General features: G+C 63.3%; 18 protein-coding genes. 17 read left to right on the top strand and 1 reads right to left on the bottom strand.

Annotated features, from left to right (window positions below):
- The 13 genes from EOC06_RS02150 to EOC06_RS02090 form a co-directional block, all read left to right on the top strand.
- Window positions 1-915: DUF1513 domain-containing protein (locus tag EOC06_RS02150; protein WP_128306966.1), on the top strand; the 915-nt coding region annotated here is incomplete at its 5' end.
- 95 nt (window positions 916-1,010) lie between these two features.
- Complete coding sequence (gene tsaB / locus EOC06_RS02145) at window positions 1,011-1,688, top strand: tRNA (adenosine(37)-N6)-threonylcarbamoyltransferase complex dimerization subunit type 1 TsaB (RefSeq protein ID WP_128306965.1); 678 nt, start codon at window positions 1,011-1,013, stop codon at window positions 1,686-1,688.
- The gene (gene rimI / locus EOC06_RS02140; protein WP_128306964.1) at window positions 1,689-2,183 is read left to right on the top strand and encodes a ribosomal protein S18-alanine N-acetyltransferase; all 495 of its coding nucleotides are present in this window, start codon (window positions 1,689-1,691) and stop codon (window positions 2,181-2,183) included. It abuts the gene before it with no gap.
- 21 nt (window positions 2,184-2,204) lie between these two features.
- A complete protein-coding gene (locus tag EOC06_RS02135) occupies window positions 2,205-3,005 on the top strand; it encodes a 1-acyl-sn-glycerol-3-phosphate acyltransferase (protein WP_128306963.1) in 801 nt (266 codons plus the stop codon).
- Window positions 3,006-3,079: 74 nt separating this feature from the next.
- Window positions 3,080-4,489, top strand: coding sequence for a tRNA (N6-isopentenyl adenosine(37)-C2)-methylthiotransferase MiaB (gene miaB, locus EOC06_RS02130; protein WP_127395543.1), 1,410 nt, complete (start codon window positions 3,080-3,082; stop codon window positions 4,487-4,489).
- Between the two features lie 83 nt (window positions 4,490-4,572).
- The gene (locus EOC06_RS02125) at window positions 4,573-5,565 is read left to right on the top strand and encodes a PhoH family protein (protein ID WP_023758127.1); all 993 of its coding nucleotides are present in this window, start codon (window positions 4,573-4,575) and stop codon (window positions 5,563-5,565) included.
- An 18-nt stretch (window positions 5,566-5,583) separates the two neighbouring features.
- Entirely contained in the window at window positions 5,584-6,084 is a 501-nt protein-coding gene (gene ybeY, locus EOC06_RS02120; RefSeq protein WP_127395544.1) for an rRNA maturation RNase YbeY, read from the top strand.
- Between the two features lie 28 nt (window positions 6,085-6,112).
- Window positions 6,113-7,225 carry a hemolysin family protein gene (locus tag EOC06_RS02115; RefSeq protein WP_128306962.1) on the top strand — a complete coding sequence of 371 codons (1,113 nt, stop codon included), beginning with the start codon at window positions 6,113-6,115 and terminating at the stop codon, window positions 7,223-7,225.
- A 16-nt stretch (window positions 7,226-7,241) separates the two neighbouring features.
- Window positions 7,242-7,712: a VOC family protein gene (locus EOC06_RS02110; protein ID WP_127327721.1), complete on the top strand. Its 471-nt coding sequence runs from the start codon at window positions 7,242-7,244 to the stop codon at window positions 7,710-7,712.
- A 102-nt stretch (window positions 7,713-7,814) separates the two neighbouring features.
- Window positions 7,815-9,407 carry an apolipoprotein N-acyltransferase gene (gene lnt / locus EOC06_RS02105; protein ID WP_127321193.1) on the top strand — a complete coding sequence of 531 codons (1,593 nt, stop codon included), beginning with the start codon at window positions 7,815-7,817 and terminating at the stop codon, window positions 9,405-9,407.
- A 140-nt stretch (window positions 9,408-9,547) separates the two neighbouring features.
- The gene (locus EOC06_RS02100) at window positions 9,548-9,967 is read left to right on the top strand and encodes a helix-turn-helix domain-containing protein (RefSeq protein ID WP_013527901.1); all 420 of its coding nucleotides are present in this window, start codon (window positions 9,548-9,550) and stop codon (window positions 9,965-9,967) included.
- Window positions 9,968-10,136: 169 nt separating this feature from the next.
- Window positions 10,137-11,402 (top strand): methionine adenosyltransferase, encoded by a 1,266-nt coding sequence (gene metK / locus EOC06_RS02095; protein WP_127266944.1) that lies wholly within the window; start codon window positions 10,137-10,139, stop codon window positions 11,400-11,402.
- A 23-nt stretch (window positions 11,403-11,425) separates the two neighbouring features.
- Entirely contained in the window at window positions 11,426-12,127 is a 702-nt protein-coding gene (locus EOC06_RS02090) for a tRNA (guanosine(46)-N(7))-methyltransferase TrmB (protein WP_128306961.1), read from the top strand.
- 66 nt (window positions 12,128-12,193) lie between these two features.
- On the opposite strand, the gene EOC06_RS02085 is transcribed toward EOC06_RS02090, so the two are convergent.
- Window positions 12,194-12,445, bottom strand: coding sequence for a hypothetical protein (locus EOC06_RS02085; protein ID WP_164898431.1), 252 nt, complete (start codon window positions 12,443-12,445; stop codon window positions 12,194-12,196).
- A 213-nt stretch (window positions 12,446-12,658) separates the two neighbouring features.
- Between EOC06_RS02085 and rimP the strand changes: the two genes are divergently transcribed.
- The 4 genes from rimP to EOC06_RS41510 form a co-directional block, all read left to right on the top strand.
- The gene (rimP, locus tag EOC06_RS02080) at window positions 12,659-13,303 is read left to right on the top strand and encodes a ribosome maturation factor RimP (RefSeq protein ID WP_127270712.1); all 645 of its coding nucleotides are present in this window, start codon (window positions 12,659-12,661) and stop codon (window positions 13,301-13,303) included.
- A gap of 49 nt (window positions 13,304-13,352) precedes the next feature.
- On the top strand, window positions 13,353-14,948 hold the full coding sequence (gene nusA, locus EOC06_RS02075) for a transcription termination factor NusA (protein ID WP_013527896.1): 1,596 nt from the start codon (window positions 13,353-13,355) through the stop codon (window positions 14,946-14,948).
- A gap of 38 nt (window positions 14,949-14,986) precedes the next feature.
- The gene (locus EOC06_RS02070; protein ID WP_023811407.1) at window positions 14,987-15,637 is read left to right on the top strand and encodes an RNA-binding protein; all 651 of its coding nucleotides are present in this window, start codon (window positions 14,987-14,989) and stop codon (window positions 15,635-15,637) included.
- Window positions 15,634-16,322, top strand: a 689-nt coding sequence (locus EOC06_RS41510; RefSeq protein ID WP_245469287.1) for a translation initiation factor IF-2 associated domain-containing protein, incomplete at its 3' end; no start/stop codon positions are given. The genes EOC06_RS02070 and EOC06_RS41510, both read left to right, overlap by 4 nt.

The raw sequence follows: 16,322 nt of genomic DNA, 5'->3' as shown, positions 1-16,322 counted from the left end.
GACCTGCCCGATCGCGGCCACGATGTCACCTTCGATCCCATATCGAAACGCTCGGTGGTCTTCGCGCGTCAGCCCGGCACCTTCGCCGTGGTTTTCGATCACTCGGGCCGTGACGCGCCGCTGACCATCGCCAGCATCGCCGGCCGGCATTTCTTCGGCCATGGCGTGTTCTCAGTCGACGGTGCGCTGCTCTATGCCACCGAAAACGACTTCGACAACGCCGCCGGCGTCGTCGGCGTCTACGATGCGCGGGCCAAATTCAGCCGTGTCGGCGAATTCCCGACCTATGGCATGGGTCCGCACGAGCTTCTGCTCCTGGGCGATGGCAGGACGATCGCGGTTGCCAATGGCGGCATCGAGACCCATCCGGATTACGGCCGCGCCGAGCTCAACATTGCAACCATGAAGCCGTCCTATGTGCTGATAGACCGCGTCACCGGCGATCTTATCGAGAAGCACGAATTGCCGGCCGCACTGCATCAGCTGTCGATCCGCCACATGGACACCGATCGGTCCGGAAGCGTCTGGTTCGGCTGCCAGTACAGGGGGCCGGGCACCGATCGACCGTTGCTGGTCGGTCGCGCCGCGCGCGGCAAGGAGCTGCAGTTGCTGGACATGCCGCAGGACGTTTTGTCCGGCTTCCGCAACTACATAGGCTCGGTAGCCGCCAATCGGGCTGCCGGAACTGTCGCCGTTTCCTCGCCGGAAGGCAACTCGCTCGTCGTGATCGATGCGGCCAGCGGCCGGGTCGTTGCGAACAGCGCATTGGTCGAGGTCTGCGGCGTGGCGCCCGATGGAACCGGCTTCATGGCCACCACCGGCGCCGGCGAGATCGTCGAGGGCAGCGGTGCGACACGCTCCGAACCGGACTATGTCTGGGACAACCACATGCTACGTATCGAACAGGCCGCATAGGCTACAAGCGAAGCCGCTTAACGAATTATGCACTATCCCCTTGCGGTGGCGGGCCGTGGCGGGCACAGGGAATTGTTTTTCGAACCGGTTGCCTCATGAAATTGCTTGCCATCGACTGTGCCGCCAACCTCTGCGCCGCTTGCGTCTATGACGTGGTGGCGAAGCGGGAGCTTGGCCGTTCGGTGCTCGATCTCGGCAAGGGCCATGCCGAGCAACTGATGGCGGTCATCGCCGAAGCGCTGGAGGCAAGCGCAACCGACTATGCAGGTCTTGGCGCCATCGCCGTCTCTGTCGGCCCGGGTTCCTTCACCGGTCTGCGCGTCGGCGTCTCGACCGCGCGTGGCCTGGCGCTGGCGCTGAAGATACCCGCAATCGGGGTGACGACGCTGGAGGCGCTGGCCGCCGAAGCGTCAGCGGCATTTCCCGGTCGCGCCGTGCTGGCGGCGCTCGATGCCGGCCGTGAAGAGATCCACGCGGCCTTCTACGATGAAATGTCAGTCTTGACTTACGGTCCGGCCGTGGCCACGCTGACTGACGTGGTGGCCATGGCGATGGAAGCGTCTCCGGTGCTTGCCGGCACCGCGGCAGCGCTCATCAGCGCATCGGCCGGGCGCGAATTCGATGTCGGCCCTCGGACAGCCACCGCCGACATTGTCACCTACGCCCGCCTGGCTGCCGCCAAGGGCGCGGGCGAACGGCCGAAACCACTCTATATGCGCGGCGCCGACGCCAAGCCGCAGGCCGGGTTCATTCTTTCAAGGCAAGAAAATTAGATGCGCATACCTTTTCTCCAACCACGCCGCCGGGACTATGCGCTCGAGCCGCTGAGGATCGCCGACAGTCCGGCGGTCTCACTGCTGCATCGCGAGGACTTTGTCCGCCCCTGGACCGATGGCGAATTCGCCGCTCTTCTCGAACAGGACACCGTGTTCGGCTATGCGGCGCGCGAAACCGGACAGGGCTCCAAGCCGCCCGTCGGCTTCGTGCTGGCGAGGCTCGCGGCAGGCGAGGGCGAGATCCTGACCGTCGCGGTGGCGCGATCGCATCGCCGGCAGGGATTGGGCTGGCAGTTGATGGACGCGGTGTTGCGCGAACTGCACGCGCAGCGCGCCGAAGCGCTATTCCTCGAGGTCGACGAGACCAATGTCGCGGCGATCGCGCTTTACCGTCGGCTGGGCTTCCGCGAGGTCGGCAAGCGGCCGAATTACTACAGATCGACCGAACACGGACCGACCGGCGCGCTTGTCATGCGCCGCGATCTTCGCTAGCGAGACGGCCGGGATGGGGCGATGATCAAGAAAATCAGGATTTTCCTGGCGCTGGGCCTCGTTGTCGCCGGTTCGTTGGTCCTCGTGCCGCTACAGATCTTGTCGATGAAGACTGGCTGGTGGCCGGAAACCTTCATCCTCAAGGTCTGGCACAGGCTGATCGTCAGGGCGCTCGGCATGCGCATCCATGTCAAGGGAGCGCTGTCCGACAAGCGCCCGCTGCTGGTTGCGTCCAATCACATCTCCTGGACCGACATCATGGTGCTCGGCTCTTTTGCCGACGTAAAGTTCATCGCCAGGGCGGATATGGAAGGCTGGCCGCTGATCGGCATGCTGTCGAAGCTGCAGCGCACCGTCTTCATCGAGCGCGAGCGCAAGCGTTCGTCGGGCGACCAGGCAAGCGAGATTGCCAGCCGCATGGCCAAGGGCGATGCGATGGTGCTGTTTGCCGAGGGCTCGACCGGCGACGGCAATATGGTCCTGCCGTTCAAGAGCACGCTGTTCGGCGCCGCCTCGATGGCGATTTCCGAAGGCGCGGCGGAACAGGTGTTCATCCAGCCGGTGGCGATCGCCTATACGCGTCTGCACGGCGTGCCGCTCGGCCGCCGGCATCGCCCGCTTGCCGCCTGGATCGGCGATGAGGATTTGATGCCGCATCTCAAGGTTCTGCTGGCGGAGGGCGCACTCGACGTCGAGGTGCATTTCGGCGAGGCAATCGCCTTTTCCAAGGGTTCGAACCGCAAGGAGACGTCGAAACTGATGGAAAGCCAGGTGCGTAAGATGATGCAGGCGGCGCTTGCCGACCCGCGGCCGAGCCGGTAGCTCCGGCACGCTCTTGCTGGCGCGGGCCGAGAATCGTCTGTTTTTTGTCACGGAAAGGCGTTAGAAGCCGCCTTATGGACTTGAACACGATAGAAAGCGACGACATCGGCACTACGGCTGGACAGCCGGCGGTGCTTCCCGCGGCAGCGAGAAAAGTCTTCATCAAGACCTATGGCTGCCAGATGAATGTCTATGATTCACAGCGTATGGCCGATGCGCTGGCTGCCGACGGCTATTCCGCGACCGATGCCATTGGCGAGGCCGACCTGGTGCTGCTGAACACCTGTCATATCAGGGAGAAGGCGGCTGAAAAGGTCTATTCCGAGCTCGGCCGTATCCGCGATATGAAAGCCGAACGTGCCCTGGCCGGCCGTGAGATGCTGGTCGGCGTCGCCGGCTGCGTGGCGCAGGCCGAAGGCGCCGAGATCATCCGCCGTTCGCCGGCAGTCGACCTGGTCATCGGTCCGCAGACCTATCACCGGCTCCCGGACGTGCTGGCGCGGGTGCGCGGCGGCGAAAAGATCGTCGAGACCGATTACGCCATCGAAGACAAGTTCGAGCACCTGCCGCAGCCCAAGCGGGCCGAGGTCATCAAGCGCGGCGTCACCGCCTTCCTCACCGTGCAGGAAGGCTGCGACAAGTTCTGCACCTTCTGCGTTGTGCCCTATACAAGGGGCTCCGAGGTCTCCCGGCCGGTGGCGCAGATTGTCGCGGAGGCTGAGCGCCTGGCCGAAGCCGGCGTGCGCGAAGTGACGCTGCTCGGCCAGAACGTCAATGCCTGGCATGGCCAGGGCGGGAGCGGTCAGGAGTGGGGGCTTGGCCGCCTGCTGTTCAGGCTGGCCGAAATCCCCGGGCTGGCGCGTTTGCGCTACACCACCAGCCACCCGCGCGACATGGATGACGAACTGATAGCGGCCCATCGCGATCTGCCGGCATTGATGCCCTATCTGCATCTGCCGGTGCAATCCGGCTCCGACCGCATCCTCAAGGCGATGAATCGCCGGCACACGGCGAGGGATTATCTGGCGCTGCTCGACCGTATCCGTACCGCGCGGCCTGACATTGCGCTCTCCGGCGACTTCATCGTCGGCTTTCCCGGCGAGACCGAGGCGGATTTCGAGGCGACCATGGAGCTGGTGCGTCAGGTGAATTACGCCTCGGCCTTTTCGTTCAAATATTCGCCGCGCCCCGGCACGCCGGGCGCCGAAATGTCCGATCACGTGCCGGAAACGGTCAAGGACGAGCGCTTGCAGAGACTGCAGGCTCTGCTTGTGAAGCAGCAGCAGGATTTCGGTTTGAGCCTCGTCGGAAGCACCATCGACACGCTGATCGAGAAGCCCGGCCGTCAGGCCGGCCAGAAGGTTGGCCGCTCGCCTTGGCTGCAGCCGGTTATTGTTGATGAAAAGGCCGGCGAAATCGGTGACATTATCCAGGTGCGAATCACGAAGACGGGCTACAACAGCCTGTTCGCCGAATTGGCCTGAGGGTCTCGGCAGATGAGGAGAGACGGTTGAGCGCAGCAGAGCTGAAGAACCTGCCCCCGGTACCGGCATCTGGGGCTTCTGACATGGCGCACATCGTTCTGACTTTCGACAACAACAAGCTTGCCAGCGCCCTTTATGGTCAGTTCGACGAAAACCTCGCCAGGCTGGAGCAGAAGCTTGGCGTCGACATCCGCTCACGCGGCAACCAGCTGACCATCAAGGGTTCGGCGTCGGCCGCCGAGCAGGCGCGCCGCGCCCTGGACAACCTCTACGGCATTCTCCAGAAAGGCGTCGATATAGGCCAGTCCGACGTCGACGGCGCCGTGCGCATGGCGATCGCCGCCGACGATCAGCTGACCCTGCCGACGCTGGAGCGCAAGGGCAAGGTTTCCGCCGCCCAGATCGCCACCCGTAAGAAGACGATCTATGCCCGTTCACTCAACCAGGACGCCTATATGCGGGCGCTGGAACGGTCGGAACTGGTGTTCGGCATCGGCCCGGCCGGCACCGGCAAGACCTATCTGGCGGTGGCCCATGCGGCGATGCTGCTCGAGCGCGGCATGGTCGAGCGCATCATTCTCTCGCGGCCTGCGGTCGAGGCCGGCGAACGGCTGGGCTTCCTGCCCGGCGACATGAAGGAGAAGGTCGATCCCTATCTGCGGCCGCTCTATGACGCGCTCTACGACATGATGCCCGCCGACAAGGTCGAGCGCGCCATTGCCGCCGAAGTGATCGAGATCGCGCCGCTCGCCTTCATGCGCGGCCGCACGCTGGCGCATGCCGCCGTCATCCTCGACGAGGCGCAGAACACCACGCCGATGCAGATGAAGATGTTCCTGACGCGTCTGGGCGAAAATTCGCGCATGATCGTCACCGGCGATCCGACCCAGATCGACCTTCCTTCGAACACCAAATCGGGACTGGTCGAAGCCTTGCGGGTGCTGGACGGCGTGGCGGGCGCGGTCACCGTGCGCTTCAACGACGGCGATGTGGTCCGCCATCCGCTGGTGGCGGAAATCGTCAGGGCCTACGACCGGGACGCCAAGCTGGCGCGCGGCCTCGGCGCCGAGAATTGATGTTGACGATGCGGCTTCATGCCTGAGGACATAACATCCGGCGACGGGAATGTTCCCGTCGACATCGACATATCGGTTGAGGCGGGCAACTGGCCCGACGAGGCAAGCCTGACGCGGCTGGTCGATCGCGCCGTCAAGGCGGCTTTTGCCGAAACCGGCGTGGCGGGCCGTTCCGAACTCAGCCTCGTTTTTACCGACGACGCCCATATCCGGACGCTCAACGCCGGCTGGCGAGGCAAGGACAAACCGACCAACGTTTTGTCTTTCCCGGCTTTTCCGTTTGTGCAAGGCGGACCGTTGCCGCCGATGCTGGGCGACATCGTGCTCGCCGCCGAGACGGTCGCGCGTGAAGCGGCACTGGAAGACAAGCCTGTCGAGAACCATATCACCCATCTCGTCATCCACGGCCTGCTGCATTTGCTGGGTTACGATCACGAGACCGACACTGAAGCCGAGGCGATGGAAGCCGTCGAACGCGCGGCGCTTGCAAGGCTTGCCATTCCCGACCCCTACGCGTAACTACATCTGATCAATTGACCGGACGACGATGAACGACAAACCAGAAACTGCCGCCCGCCCCGACGCCGGCAGTGCGACCAAGGCTTCCGACACGTCGGAAGAGGGATCAAGTCCGAGTACCGTTACCTCTGGTGCTAACAGTACCTCTGCTGTTGCCGGTGCTGGCAGCGCTGCCAGCGAGACGTTGCCTGCCGGTCCCTCCCTGTTCGACCGCGTTCTGGGCCTCTTTCGGCAACGAAACGGAACCAGCCTGCGTGAGGAAATTGCCGGCGCGCTTGCCGAGACGACGAGCGATGCCGGCGCCTTCTCGCCCGGCGAACGCGCCATGCTCAACAACATCCTGCGGCTGCGCGAAGTGCGCGTCGAGGACGTCATGGTACCGCGCGCCGACATTCAGGGGGTCGAAATCACGACGACGCTCGGCGATCTCCTGGGCACTTTCGAACAATCCGGCCATTCCCGCATGCCGGTCTATTCCGAGACGCTCGATGATCCGCGCGGCATGGTCCATATCCGTGACGTGCTGGCCCACATCACCAAGATCGCGCGCGTCAAGAAGGGCCGCACGACCAGGAAAACCCCCGCTGCCACGGTTCTCGATCTTGCCCAGGTCGACCTCGCACGCACCATTGGCGACCTCAATCTGATCCGCCCGGTGCTGTTCGTGCCGCCGTCGATGCTTGCCTCCGACCTGATGGGCCGCATGCAGACGACGCGCACCCAGATGGCGCTGGTCATCGACGAATATGGCGGCACCGACGGCCTCGCCTCGCTGGAAGACATCGTCGAGATGGTGGTCGGCGACATCGAGGACGAGCATGACGACGACGAGCCGATGATCACCCAAAGCGGCGACGGCGTGTTCATCGTCGACGGCAAGGCCGAGATCGACGACGTCGCCAAGATGATCGGCGGGGATTTCGCCGCCGGTGAGCATGGCGAATATGTCGACACGATCGGCGGCATGATCTTCAACACGCTTGGCCGTGTTCCGGCCCGCGGCGAGGTGGTGCAGGCCATACCCGGCTTCGAATTCCACGTCCTCGATGCCGATCCGCGCCGCGTCAAGCGCGTGCGCATCGTGCAGAGCCAGAAGGGTGAGCGCCGCCGGCGCGCCACCGCGCGCACCGAACAGGCGTGAGCGTCACGCTCGCCCGATGACTGTCGACGACCCGTTCAAGCATCCAAGTCTGGGGTCCGGTGTCTTCTACAAGGACCCTCGTGCCGCGCTGGACTGGCTTGAAGCAGCATTTGGCTTCGAGCGCAGCATGGTGGTCAGCGATGCCGAGGGAAAACTCGTCCATGCAGAGATGCGATTCGGCGACAGCTACATCATCGTCGATTCCGAATGGAGCGATTATGTCGCCAGCCCGGCTTCGGTCTCGGGCAGGAACACGCAGTCGATCTATGTCAGGCTGAAGGGCGGCCTGGATGCGCATTGCGAGCAGGCGCGGGCGACCGACGCTGAGATAATCCAGGAGCCGGCGGATCAGTTCTACGGCGAGCGCCAGTATCGTGCCCGCGACCCCGAGGGCCATGTCTGGACCTTCACGCAGACCATCCGTTCGGTTCCGCGCGAGGAGGCCGAGCGGCTGGGGGGCGTTCAAATCGAGGGTTGGCACCGGTAGGGCAGGGCCGGAGCTGTGCATCTCAGCCAGCCATCCGCCCGTTTGGAGCGCGGAGCGCAGCCTGTTAAATCTTGTGTCCTGATTCGCGACTCGGAAGTATGCATGGAGCGCCTCACCGGCCGGATAATTCTGCTTTGGGGTTGGCGGCGTGCGCTCGTGGCGTTTCTCGCGGGCGCTTTTGCCGTGCTTGGGCAGGCGCCTTACGATTTCTTCGCCGCCTGTTTCGTCTCGTTTCCGCTGCTGGTCTGGCTGCTCGACGGCGCCACCGGCGAAGCTTCCGGCAGCCTGTTCCGGCGTCTGCGGCCGGCTTTTGCCGTCGGTTGGTGGTTCGGTTTCGGCTATTTCCTCGCCGGCCTCTGGTGGATCGGCTCGGCGCTGCTGGTCGAGGCCGACAGTTTTGCCTGGGCGCTCCCCTTCGCCGTGGTCGGCATTCCTTTCATGCTCGCCTTTTTCTACGGCTTTGCTGCAATCGTAGCCCGGCTGCTGTGGAGCAACGACATTGGCCGCATCGCCGCCCTTGCCTTCGGCTTCGGGCTGGCGGAATGGCTGCGCGATTTCCTGTTCACCGGTTTTCCCTGGAATGCCGTCGGCTACGCGGCCATGCCCGTGCCGCTGCTGATGCAGAGCGTCTCGGTGACGGGCATGATCGGCATGAACGCGCTCGCCGTGTTCGTCTTCGCACTGCCGGCACTGCTGGCGGCACGTCGGCACCTGCGCCTCGGCGCGGCACTGTTTGTCATGCTCGCCGCCGCCCATGTCGGCTTCGGCTATGTCAGGCTTGGCGCTCCCGAACCGCCAGCTTCACGCAGCCTGGATGTCCGCATCGTTCAGCCGGCCGTGGACCTGTCGGAAAAATGGGATGCCTCGGTGCGCGACCGCATCTTCGCGGTCCTGATGGGGCTCTCGGCCAAGGCGCCGGACCCAGGCCATCAAAAGCCGCAGCTGATCCTGTGGCCCGAAACCTCGGTGCCTTTCCTCTTCACCGAGCGTCCGGACGCATTGACGGCGCTGGGAGACATGCTCGGATCCGGCCAGATGCTGATTGCCGGCGTCGTTCGCGAGGAAGGCGGTTCGGCCGCGAATGCCGACAGCCGTTACTACAACTCCGTGGTGGCGATCGACGACAAGGGTGAAATCGCTGACGCCGTCGACAAGGTTCACCTGGTGCCGTTCGGCGAATACCTGCCTTTCGCCGATCTGCTCCAGCGTTTCGGCATCGAGCAACTGGTTGCCGGGCCGATGAGTTTCGCGGCCGGCAATGAGCGGCACGCCATCACGCTGCCCGATGGCATCCGTGCGCTGCCATTTATCTGTTATGAGGTGATCTTTCCCGATCTTGTGGCAGTTGACGCTGCGTCAGCGCAGCTTATTGTGAACGTTACCAACGATGCGTGGTTCGGCGACACGCCGGGTCCGTATCAGCATTTCAGGCAGGCCCAGATCCGCGCGGTGGAAAATGGATTGCCATTGGTACGTGCTGCCAACAACGGCATCTCGGCCGTCGTCGATCCGCGTGGGCGCATCGTCGATGCGCTTGCGATCGACGCACGCGGCGCCATCGATGCCCACATACCGATTTCCGGACAGGCGCTCATATCTCCCGGCCAACGGCGCATTAACGGAATGCTGATCATGTTGCTGTTTGCCGTTGGGGCAGCGCTGTTGAACGTAAGGCAAAGGCTACGGGTGAATTGACAGCCAACACATTAGAAACTCATACTGTAAGTGCCTGAAAATTTCTCGAAGCCGGTGGATCGTTCTGTTGGGGCAGTTGCCTCCGGCTTTGTTTGGGCAAGAAAAAATAGAGAAAGCCGAAAAAATTCGGCGAGGAAAAAATGACAGAAGACAACAAGAAGAAACCGAATCCGATCGACATCCATGTTGGCAGTCGCATCCGGCTTCGCCGCAACATGCTGGGAATGAGCCAGGAAAAGCTGGGAGAAAACCTCGGCATCACATTTCAACAGATTCAGAAATATGAAAAAGGCACCAACCGCGTCGGCGCCAGCCGATTGCAGGCGATAGCGTCCATACTCGGCGTGCCGGTCGCCTTCTTTTTCGAGGATGCGCCCGGCCAGGAGCCCGTGGCGGGCCGTGGGTTTGCCGAGGACGCGTCGATGGCTTTCGCTGTCGAATTCTGCGGCAGCCCTGAAGGCCTTCAGCTCAACCGGGCCTTTGTCAAGATCGCTGATGCCAAGGTGCGCCGCAGGATTATAGACCTGGTCAAGTCCCTCTCCGCCGACGATCCCGACTGATCCTCAATCACGCCAGCACCGGCGGCGTCTTGCCGCTGGTGGCACAAGATAACTGCATCGACATTCATGCCAGAGCCGAAGCACCGCTTGACGAGCGGCGCTTCGCCCCGCTAACACGTGGCGCGCCAAAATCGGCAGCCTGCCGATCGTTTTTCAAGAGGGGACACCCGTGACGCGGCAGAACTACTTCTTTACCTCGGAATCCGTTGCCGAGGGCCATCCCGACAAAGTCTGTGACCGGATTTCCGACGAGATCGTCGATCTGGTGTATCGCGAAGCCAAGAAGACCGGCATGGACCCGTGGAAAGTCCGTGTCGCCTGCGAGACGCTGGCCACCACCAACCGTGTCGTCATCGCCGGCGAAGTGCGTGTTCCCGACACGCTGCTCAAGAGGGACAAGGCGGGCAATATTCTCAAGGATGCCGCTGGGCATTCGGTCGTCAATCCGGCCAAGTTCAAGTCGGTCGCCCGCAAGGCGATCCGCGAAATCGGCTATGAGCAGGCCGGCTTTCACTGGAAAACCGCGAAGATCGAGGTTCTGCTGCACGGCCAGTCGCCTGACATCGGCCAGGGCGTCGACAATGCCTCCGACCGTCAGGGCGAAGAGGGTGCCGGCGACCAGGGCATCATGTTCGGCTATGCCTGCCGCGAGACGCCGGATCTGATGCCGGCGCCGATCTACTACAGCCACAAGATCCTCGAACTGCTGGCTGCCGCCCGTCACGAAGGCAGCGGTGAAGCCGGCAGGCTCGGCCCGGACGCCAAGAGCCAGGTCACCGTTCGCTATGTCGACGGCAAGGCCGCCGAGGCGACGCAGATCGTGCTGTCCACGCAGCATCTCGATGCGAGCTGGGATTCGAAGAAGGTCCGCAAGGTCGTCGAACCCTATATCCGGGAAGCGCTGGGCGAGCTGAAGATCGCCGACAATTGCATGTGGTACATCAATCCGACCGGCAAGTTCGTCATCGGCGGGCCGGACGGCGATGCCGGGCTGACCGGCCGCAAGATCATCGTCGACACCTATGGTGGTGCCGCACCCCATGGAGGCGGTGCCTTCTCCGGCAAGGACACCACCAAGGTGGATCGCTCGGCGGCCTATGCGGCGCGCTACCTGGCCAAGAACGTCGTGGCGGCGAAGCTCGCCGACCGCTGCACCATCCAGCTTTCCTACGCCATCGGCGTTGCTCAGCCGCTGTCGGTCTATGTCGACTTGCACGGTACCGGCAAGGTCGACGAGGCAAAGCTCGAGGACGCGCTGCGCACGGTAATGGATCTGTCGCCGTCGGGCATCCGCCGTCACCTCGATCTCAACAAACCGATCTACGCCAAGACGTCGTCCTACGGCCATTTCGGCCGCAAGGCCGGCCGTGATGGGTCTTTCTCCTGGGAAAAGACCGATCTCGCCAAGGCGCTCAAGGACGCGGTCGCCGCCTGACAGCGGCGCCGCAAAGTCCCACCATGGATCCGAAGGACAGACCAAGCCGCGCGACCGAAGCCTTTTTCGGTCGCCGGCGCGGCAAAACCATGCGTCCGCAGCAGGCGGCCGCACTGGAAAGCGGCTTTGGCACATATCGGCTCGATCTGACGGCTGAACCGCCGACCGATCTCAGCACTCTGTTTGAGACGGATGTCAGCGCGGTTCGCCTTGAGATTGGCTTCGGCGGTGGCGAGCATCTCCTGCATCGTGCGATCGAGGCGCCTTCGATCGGCTTTATCGGCGTCGAGCCCTTCGTCAACGGCATGGCCAAGATGATGATGGCGGTGCGCGAGAAACCACTCGCCAATCTGCGGGTCTATGACGACGACGCCACAAGGCTGCTCGACTGGCTGCCGCAAGCCTCGCTCGACGGCATCGATCTGCTCTATCCCGACCCTTGGCCGAAGAAGAAACACTGGAAGCGGCGCTTCGTCAGCCCGGTCAATCTCGAGCGGTTCGCGCGTGTGCTGAAGCCTGGTTCAAAATTCCGCTTCGCGTCCGACATCGACACCTATGTCAATTGGACCCTGCTGCATTGCCGCGCGCATGGCGCGTTCGCATGGCAGGCTTGCGAGGCGGCGGACTGGCACCTTTCCTATGAAGGTTGGCCGGGCACCCGTTACGAGGCCAAGGCCATTCGTGAGGGCCGGCGGCCGGCCTATCTTACCTTCATTCGGAAATAAGCTCGCGGTCTTAGAGAAATTCCAGGAAAAGTGTGAAACGGTTTTCCGTCCGGAATTGCGTCAAAGCTAGAAGCGGCGGCCGATGCGATCGAAGGCGGCAGGCTCGACGCCGAGATTGCGCAGGTCGTCGGCGCGCGGCCTGCGACCGGCTTCCACGGCCCGCGAAGCGGCCACGGCGCTGCCGAATACGGTAAAGAAGTCGCCTATTGCAGAAAATATCTTGCGATTGCTCATGATCATGTCCTTTCGCGCACGCATGGCGCACGGCCACATTTGTGCAGCGCAACATAAATAGGTGCGTTTCAGCGCCAATCCCATGGGTATCGCCGCATAGGCGCCATGCGCCCCATGCAACGCTGGCGCGGGCCGCCTCGATGGCGGCGTTGCCCGACCAGCATAGCGGGCTTGAAACACAGGCCGTGATCGTTTATATCAGCCTCAAATTCTTGGTCGGTATGACGAAGAGTGGGTCCACCCGGTCCCGCTCTTTTTTATTACCTGCCGGTAAGTTGGTAGAGCGACAGGGCTTCAATGACTGCAACGGCAAGCGAGGGCGACGATCGCATCATCCGCGAAAGCGGCATCGATGCGCGCATCGCACTGATCGTCCAGCCGGTTCTGCGCGGCATCGGCTTCCGCCTCGTGCGGGTGCATCTGTCGGGGCAGAACGGGCTGACGCTGCAGATCATGGCCGAACGCGAGGACGGCACTATGACCGTCGAGGATTGCGAAGAGGTCAGCCGCGCGGTGTCGCCGGCGCTCGACGTCGACGATCCGATCGAAAAAGCCTATCACTTGGAAGTCTCGTCGCCCGGCATCGACCGGCCGCTGGTCCGCAAATCGGATTTCACGACCTGGACGGGCCATCTGGTGAAGATGGAAACATCGATGGTCGTCGCCGACCGCAAGCGCTTCAAGGGCAAGATCGCCGAAGCCGGCGAAGACGATGTGCTGATCGAGCGCGACAAGGCAGCCTATGGCGAGGAGCCGACGGTGCGTGTCCCCTACGATGCGATTGCCGACGTGCGCCTGATCCTGACCGACGATCTCATCCGCGATGCCCTGTCGAAGGACAACAGGGCGCGCAAGGAAGCCAAGAAGCGCCGCGGCGAACCGGACGACGACGAGTCGGGTGCGGAAGCGGACGCCACGGAAGACCACGAACAGGAACTATGATTGAGCTGCCGGGCGCAAAGGCCCGGCAAACAAGCTCCGGAGAAAAACGATGGTTGTAAGCGCCAACAGACTTGAATTGCTGCAGATCGCCGACGCGGTCGCGCGTGAAAAGTCGATCGACAAGTCGATCGTCATCGCCGCCATGGCCGATGCGATCCAGAAGGCGGCGCGCTCGCGTTACGGTCAGGAGACCAACATCCGCGCCGACATCAACCCGAACACCGGTGAGATGAAGCTGCAGCGGCTGATGGAAGTGGTCGAGAAGGTTGATGACTACGCCACGCAGATCGCCATTTCCTCGGCGCGCGAGCGCAATCCCGACGCCCAGCTCGGCGACTTCATCGCCGAACAGCTGCCGCCCATGGATTTCGGCCGCATCGCTGCCCAGTCGGCCAAGCAGGTCATCGTGCAGAAGGTCCGCGAGGCCGAACGCGACCGCCAGTATGACGAGTACAAGGACCGCATCGGCGAGATCGTCAACGGTACCGTCAAGCGCGTCGAATACGGCAACGTCATCGTCGATCTCGGCCGCGGCGAAGCGATCATCCGTCGCGATGAGCTGATCCCGCGCGAGAACTACAAATATGGCGACCGCGTCCGCGCCTATGTCTACGATGTGCGCCGCGAGCAGCGCGGCCCGCAGATCTTCCTGTCGCGTACCCATCCGCAGTTCATGGCCAAGCTGTTCACCATGGAAGTGCCGGAAATCTATGACGGCATCATCGAGATCAAATCGGTCGCCCGCGACCCGGGTTCGCGCGCCAAAATCGCCGTTATCTCGCGCGACAGCTCGATTGATCCGGTCGGCGCCTGCGTCGGCATGCGCGGCAGCCGCGTCCAGGCCGTCGTCGGCGAATTGCAGGGCGAGAAGATCGACATCATTCCGTGGTCGCCTTCTGCGGCGTCCTTCATCGTCAACGCGCTGCAGCCGGCGGAAGTCGCCAAGGTCGTGCTCGACGAGGATGCCGAGCGCATCGAAGTCGTGGTTCCCGACGACCAGCTGTCGCTGGCCATCGGCCGCCGCGGCCAGAACGTGCGTCTCGCTTCGCAGCTGACCGGTTGGGATATCGACATCCTCACCGAGGCCGAAGAATCCGAGCGTCGCCAGAAGGAATTCGTAGAGCGTTCGTCGCTGTTCATGGAAGCCCTCGACGTCGACGAGATGGTCGGCCAGGTGCTGGCCTCCGAAGGCTTCACCAGCGTCGAGGAAGTCGCGTATGTCGATTCCGGCGAGATCGCCTCGATCGACGGTTTCGACGAGGACACCGCTTCGGAAATCCAGACCCGCGCCCGCGAATATCTGGAGAAGATCGAGGCCGAGCACGATGACAAGCGCAAGGCGCTCGGTGTTTCGGACGAGTTGCGCGAAATCCCCGGCGTCACCACCGCCATGATGGTGACGCTTGGCGAGGACGGCGTGAAGACGATCGAGGATTTCGCCGGCTATGCCGCCGACGACCTGACCGGCTGGAAGGAACGCAAGGACGGCGAGACAAAGGTCTATCCGGGCGTGCTGGCCAATCATGGCGTGACCCGCGCGGACGCCGAACAGATGGTTCTGGCCGCCCGCCTCAAGGCCGGCTGGATCACCGAAGACGAGCTTGCAGCCGAAGAAGTCTCGGCTGACGAAGCCGTTGGTGCGTGAGGTGAAACCGCATCGCACCGAACCCGCCCCTGGACGAGATGAACGATCGCACCTGCATCGTTACGCGCAAACAAGCCGAACCGGATGATCTGATCCGGTTCGTCGTCGGCCCGGATTCGGCCGTCGTTCCCGATATCAAGAGAAATCTGCCCGGCCGCGGTTGCTGGGTGAGCGCCGACCGCCTACATATCGACAAGGCTGCGGCGAAGAACCTCTTTGCCCGCGCCTTCAAGGCACAGGTGGTCGTGCCGCCCGATCTTGGCGGCATGATCGACGGGCTGCTTTCCAGGCACGCTCTGGGCATGCTTGGTCTTGCTCGTAAGGCAGGCGCAATTTCGCTTGGTGCTACCAAGGTCGAAAGTGCTGTTCGCGGCGGATTGGCGCTTTTCGTGCTCCACGCGACCGAGGCGTCCGATGACGGCGTGCGCAAGATCAGCCAGGCGCGGCGGGCGACAGTCCATCTCGGCGGGCCCGCTATCCTTGCCTACAAACTTTTCTCCGAGGCCGAGTTGAGCTTGGCATTGGGGGGTACAAATGTGATACATGCTGCCGTTCTCGCGGGAGACGCGGGCAGGGCGGTCCAGAAGCGCATGGTTGCGCTCGACCGGTATCGGGGCGGTTCCCCGGACGATCTGGCAATGCTTGCGGCTGTTGCTGACGAAGATGATGCCGCAGAGGATATGGAATGAGCGATACGAAATCGGGTGACGACAATACGCTGAGTGTGACGCCGAAGAAGACCTTGACGCTGAAGCGCCCCGGTATGGAACAGGGCACTGTGCGCCAGAACTTCTCGCACGGCCGCACCAAGCAGGTCGTCGTCGAAACCAAGAAGCGCAAGTTCTCGATGCCCGGCGACAAGCCGGAGCCTGTTGCCGCCCCGGTCTTCACACCGAAGCCGGCGGTCGTGGCCGCACCCGTCGTCGTGCCGGAAGCACCGAAGGCGCCACCACCGCCGCCGGCCCCGGTCGAACGCAGCGGTATGGTGCTGAACGAACTGTCGCGCAGTGAAATGGAAGCGCGCCGCAGGGCGCTCGAGGGCTCGAAGGTTCGCGAGGTCGAGGACCGCCAGCGCGCCGCCGAGGATGCCAAGCGTCGCGCCGAGGACGAAGAGCGCCGGAAGCGCGAACGCGATGAATCCGCACGCCGCCAGGCCGAGGAAGAGGCGCGGTTGCAGACCGAGGCCGAATCCCGCCGTCGGGCTGAGGAAGAGGCCCGTCGACGCGCGCCATTGGCTGCCGAACTGGCAACGGTCGATGACGAGGAAGTGGCCAAGCCGAAGCGTGTTGGTGCCGGCGCACCGGTGCGCCGTCCGGTCACGCCCGAAGTGGCGCGTCCGGCCAAGCCGACCAAGGCCGAGGAAGACCGCCGCCG

The sequence above is a fragment of the Mesorhizobium sp. M7A.F.Ca.MR.362.00.0.0 genome, assembly GCF_004023175.1.
GTDB lineage: Bacteria > Pseudomonadota > Alphaproteobacteria > Rhizobiales > Rhizobiaceae > Mesorhizobium.
This window is presented reverse-complemented; position numbering and strand designations above follow the sequence as displayed.

Excerpts from the sequence above, each read along its gene's own strand:
- tsaB (WP_128306965.1), top strand. The coding sequence starts at position 1,011 with ATGAAATTGCTTGCCATCGACTGTGCCGCCAACCTCTGCGCCGCTTGC.
- rimI (WP_128306964.1), top strand. The coding sequence starts at position 1,689 with ATGCGCATACCTTTTCTCCAACCACGCCGCCGGGACTATGCGCTCGAG.
- EOC06_RS02135 (WP_128306963.1), top strand. The coding sequence starts at position 2,205 with ATGATCAAGAAAATCAGGATTTTCCTGGCGCTGGGCCTCGTTGTCGCC.
- miaB (WP_127395543.1), top strand. The coding sequence starts at position 3,080 with ATGGACTTGAACACGATAGAAAGCGACGACATCGGCACTACGGCTGGA.
- EOC06_RS02125 (WP_023758127.1), top strand. The coding sequence starts at position 4,573 with ATGGCGCACATCGTTCTGACTTTCGACAACAACAAGCTTGCCAGCGCC.
- ybeY (WP_127395544.1), top strand. The coding sequence starts at position 5,584 with ATGCCTGAGGACATAACATCCGGCGACGGGAATGTTCCCGTCGACATC.
- EOC06_RS02115 (WP_128306962.1), top strand. The coding sequence starts at position 6,113 with ATGAACGACAAACCAGAAACTGCCGCCCGCCCCGACGCCGGCAGTGCG.
- EOC06_RS02110 (WP_127327721.1), top strand. The coding sequence starts at position 7,242 with ATGACTGTCGACGACCCGTTCAAGCATCCAAGTCTGGGGTCCGGTGTC.
- lnt (WP_127321193.1), top strand. The coding sequence starts at position 7,815 with ATGGAGCGCCTCACCGGCCGGATAATTCTGCTTTGGGGTTGGCGGCGT.
- EOC06_RS02100 (WP_013527901.1), top strand. The coding sequence starts at position 9,548 with ATGACAGAAGACAACAAGAAGAAACCGAATCCGATCGACATCCATGTT.
- EOC06_RS02090 (WP_128306961.1), top strand. The coding sequence starts at position 11,426 with ATGGATCCGAAGGACAGACCAAGCCGCGCGACCGAAGCCTTTTTCGGT.
- EOC06_RS02085 (WP_164898431.1), bottom strand. The coding sequence starts at position 12,445 with ATGGGATTGGCGCTGAAACGCACCTATTTATGTTGCGCTGCACAAATG.
- rimP (WP_127270712.1), top strand. The coding sequence starts at position 12,659 with ATGACTGCAACGGCAAGCGAGGGCGACGATCGCATCATCCGCGAAAGC.
- nusA (WP_013527896.1), top strand. The coding sequence starts at position 13,353 with ATGGTTGTAAGCGCCAACAGACTTGAATTGCTGCAGATCGCCGACGCG.
- EOC06_RS02070 (WP_023811407.1), top strand. The coding sequence starts at position 14,987 with ATGAACGATCGCACCTGCATCGTTACGCGCAAACAAGCCGAACCGGAT.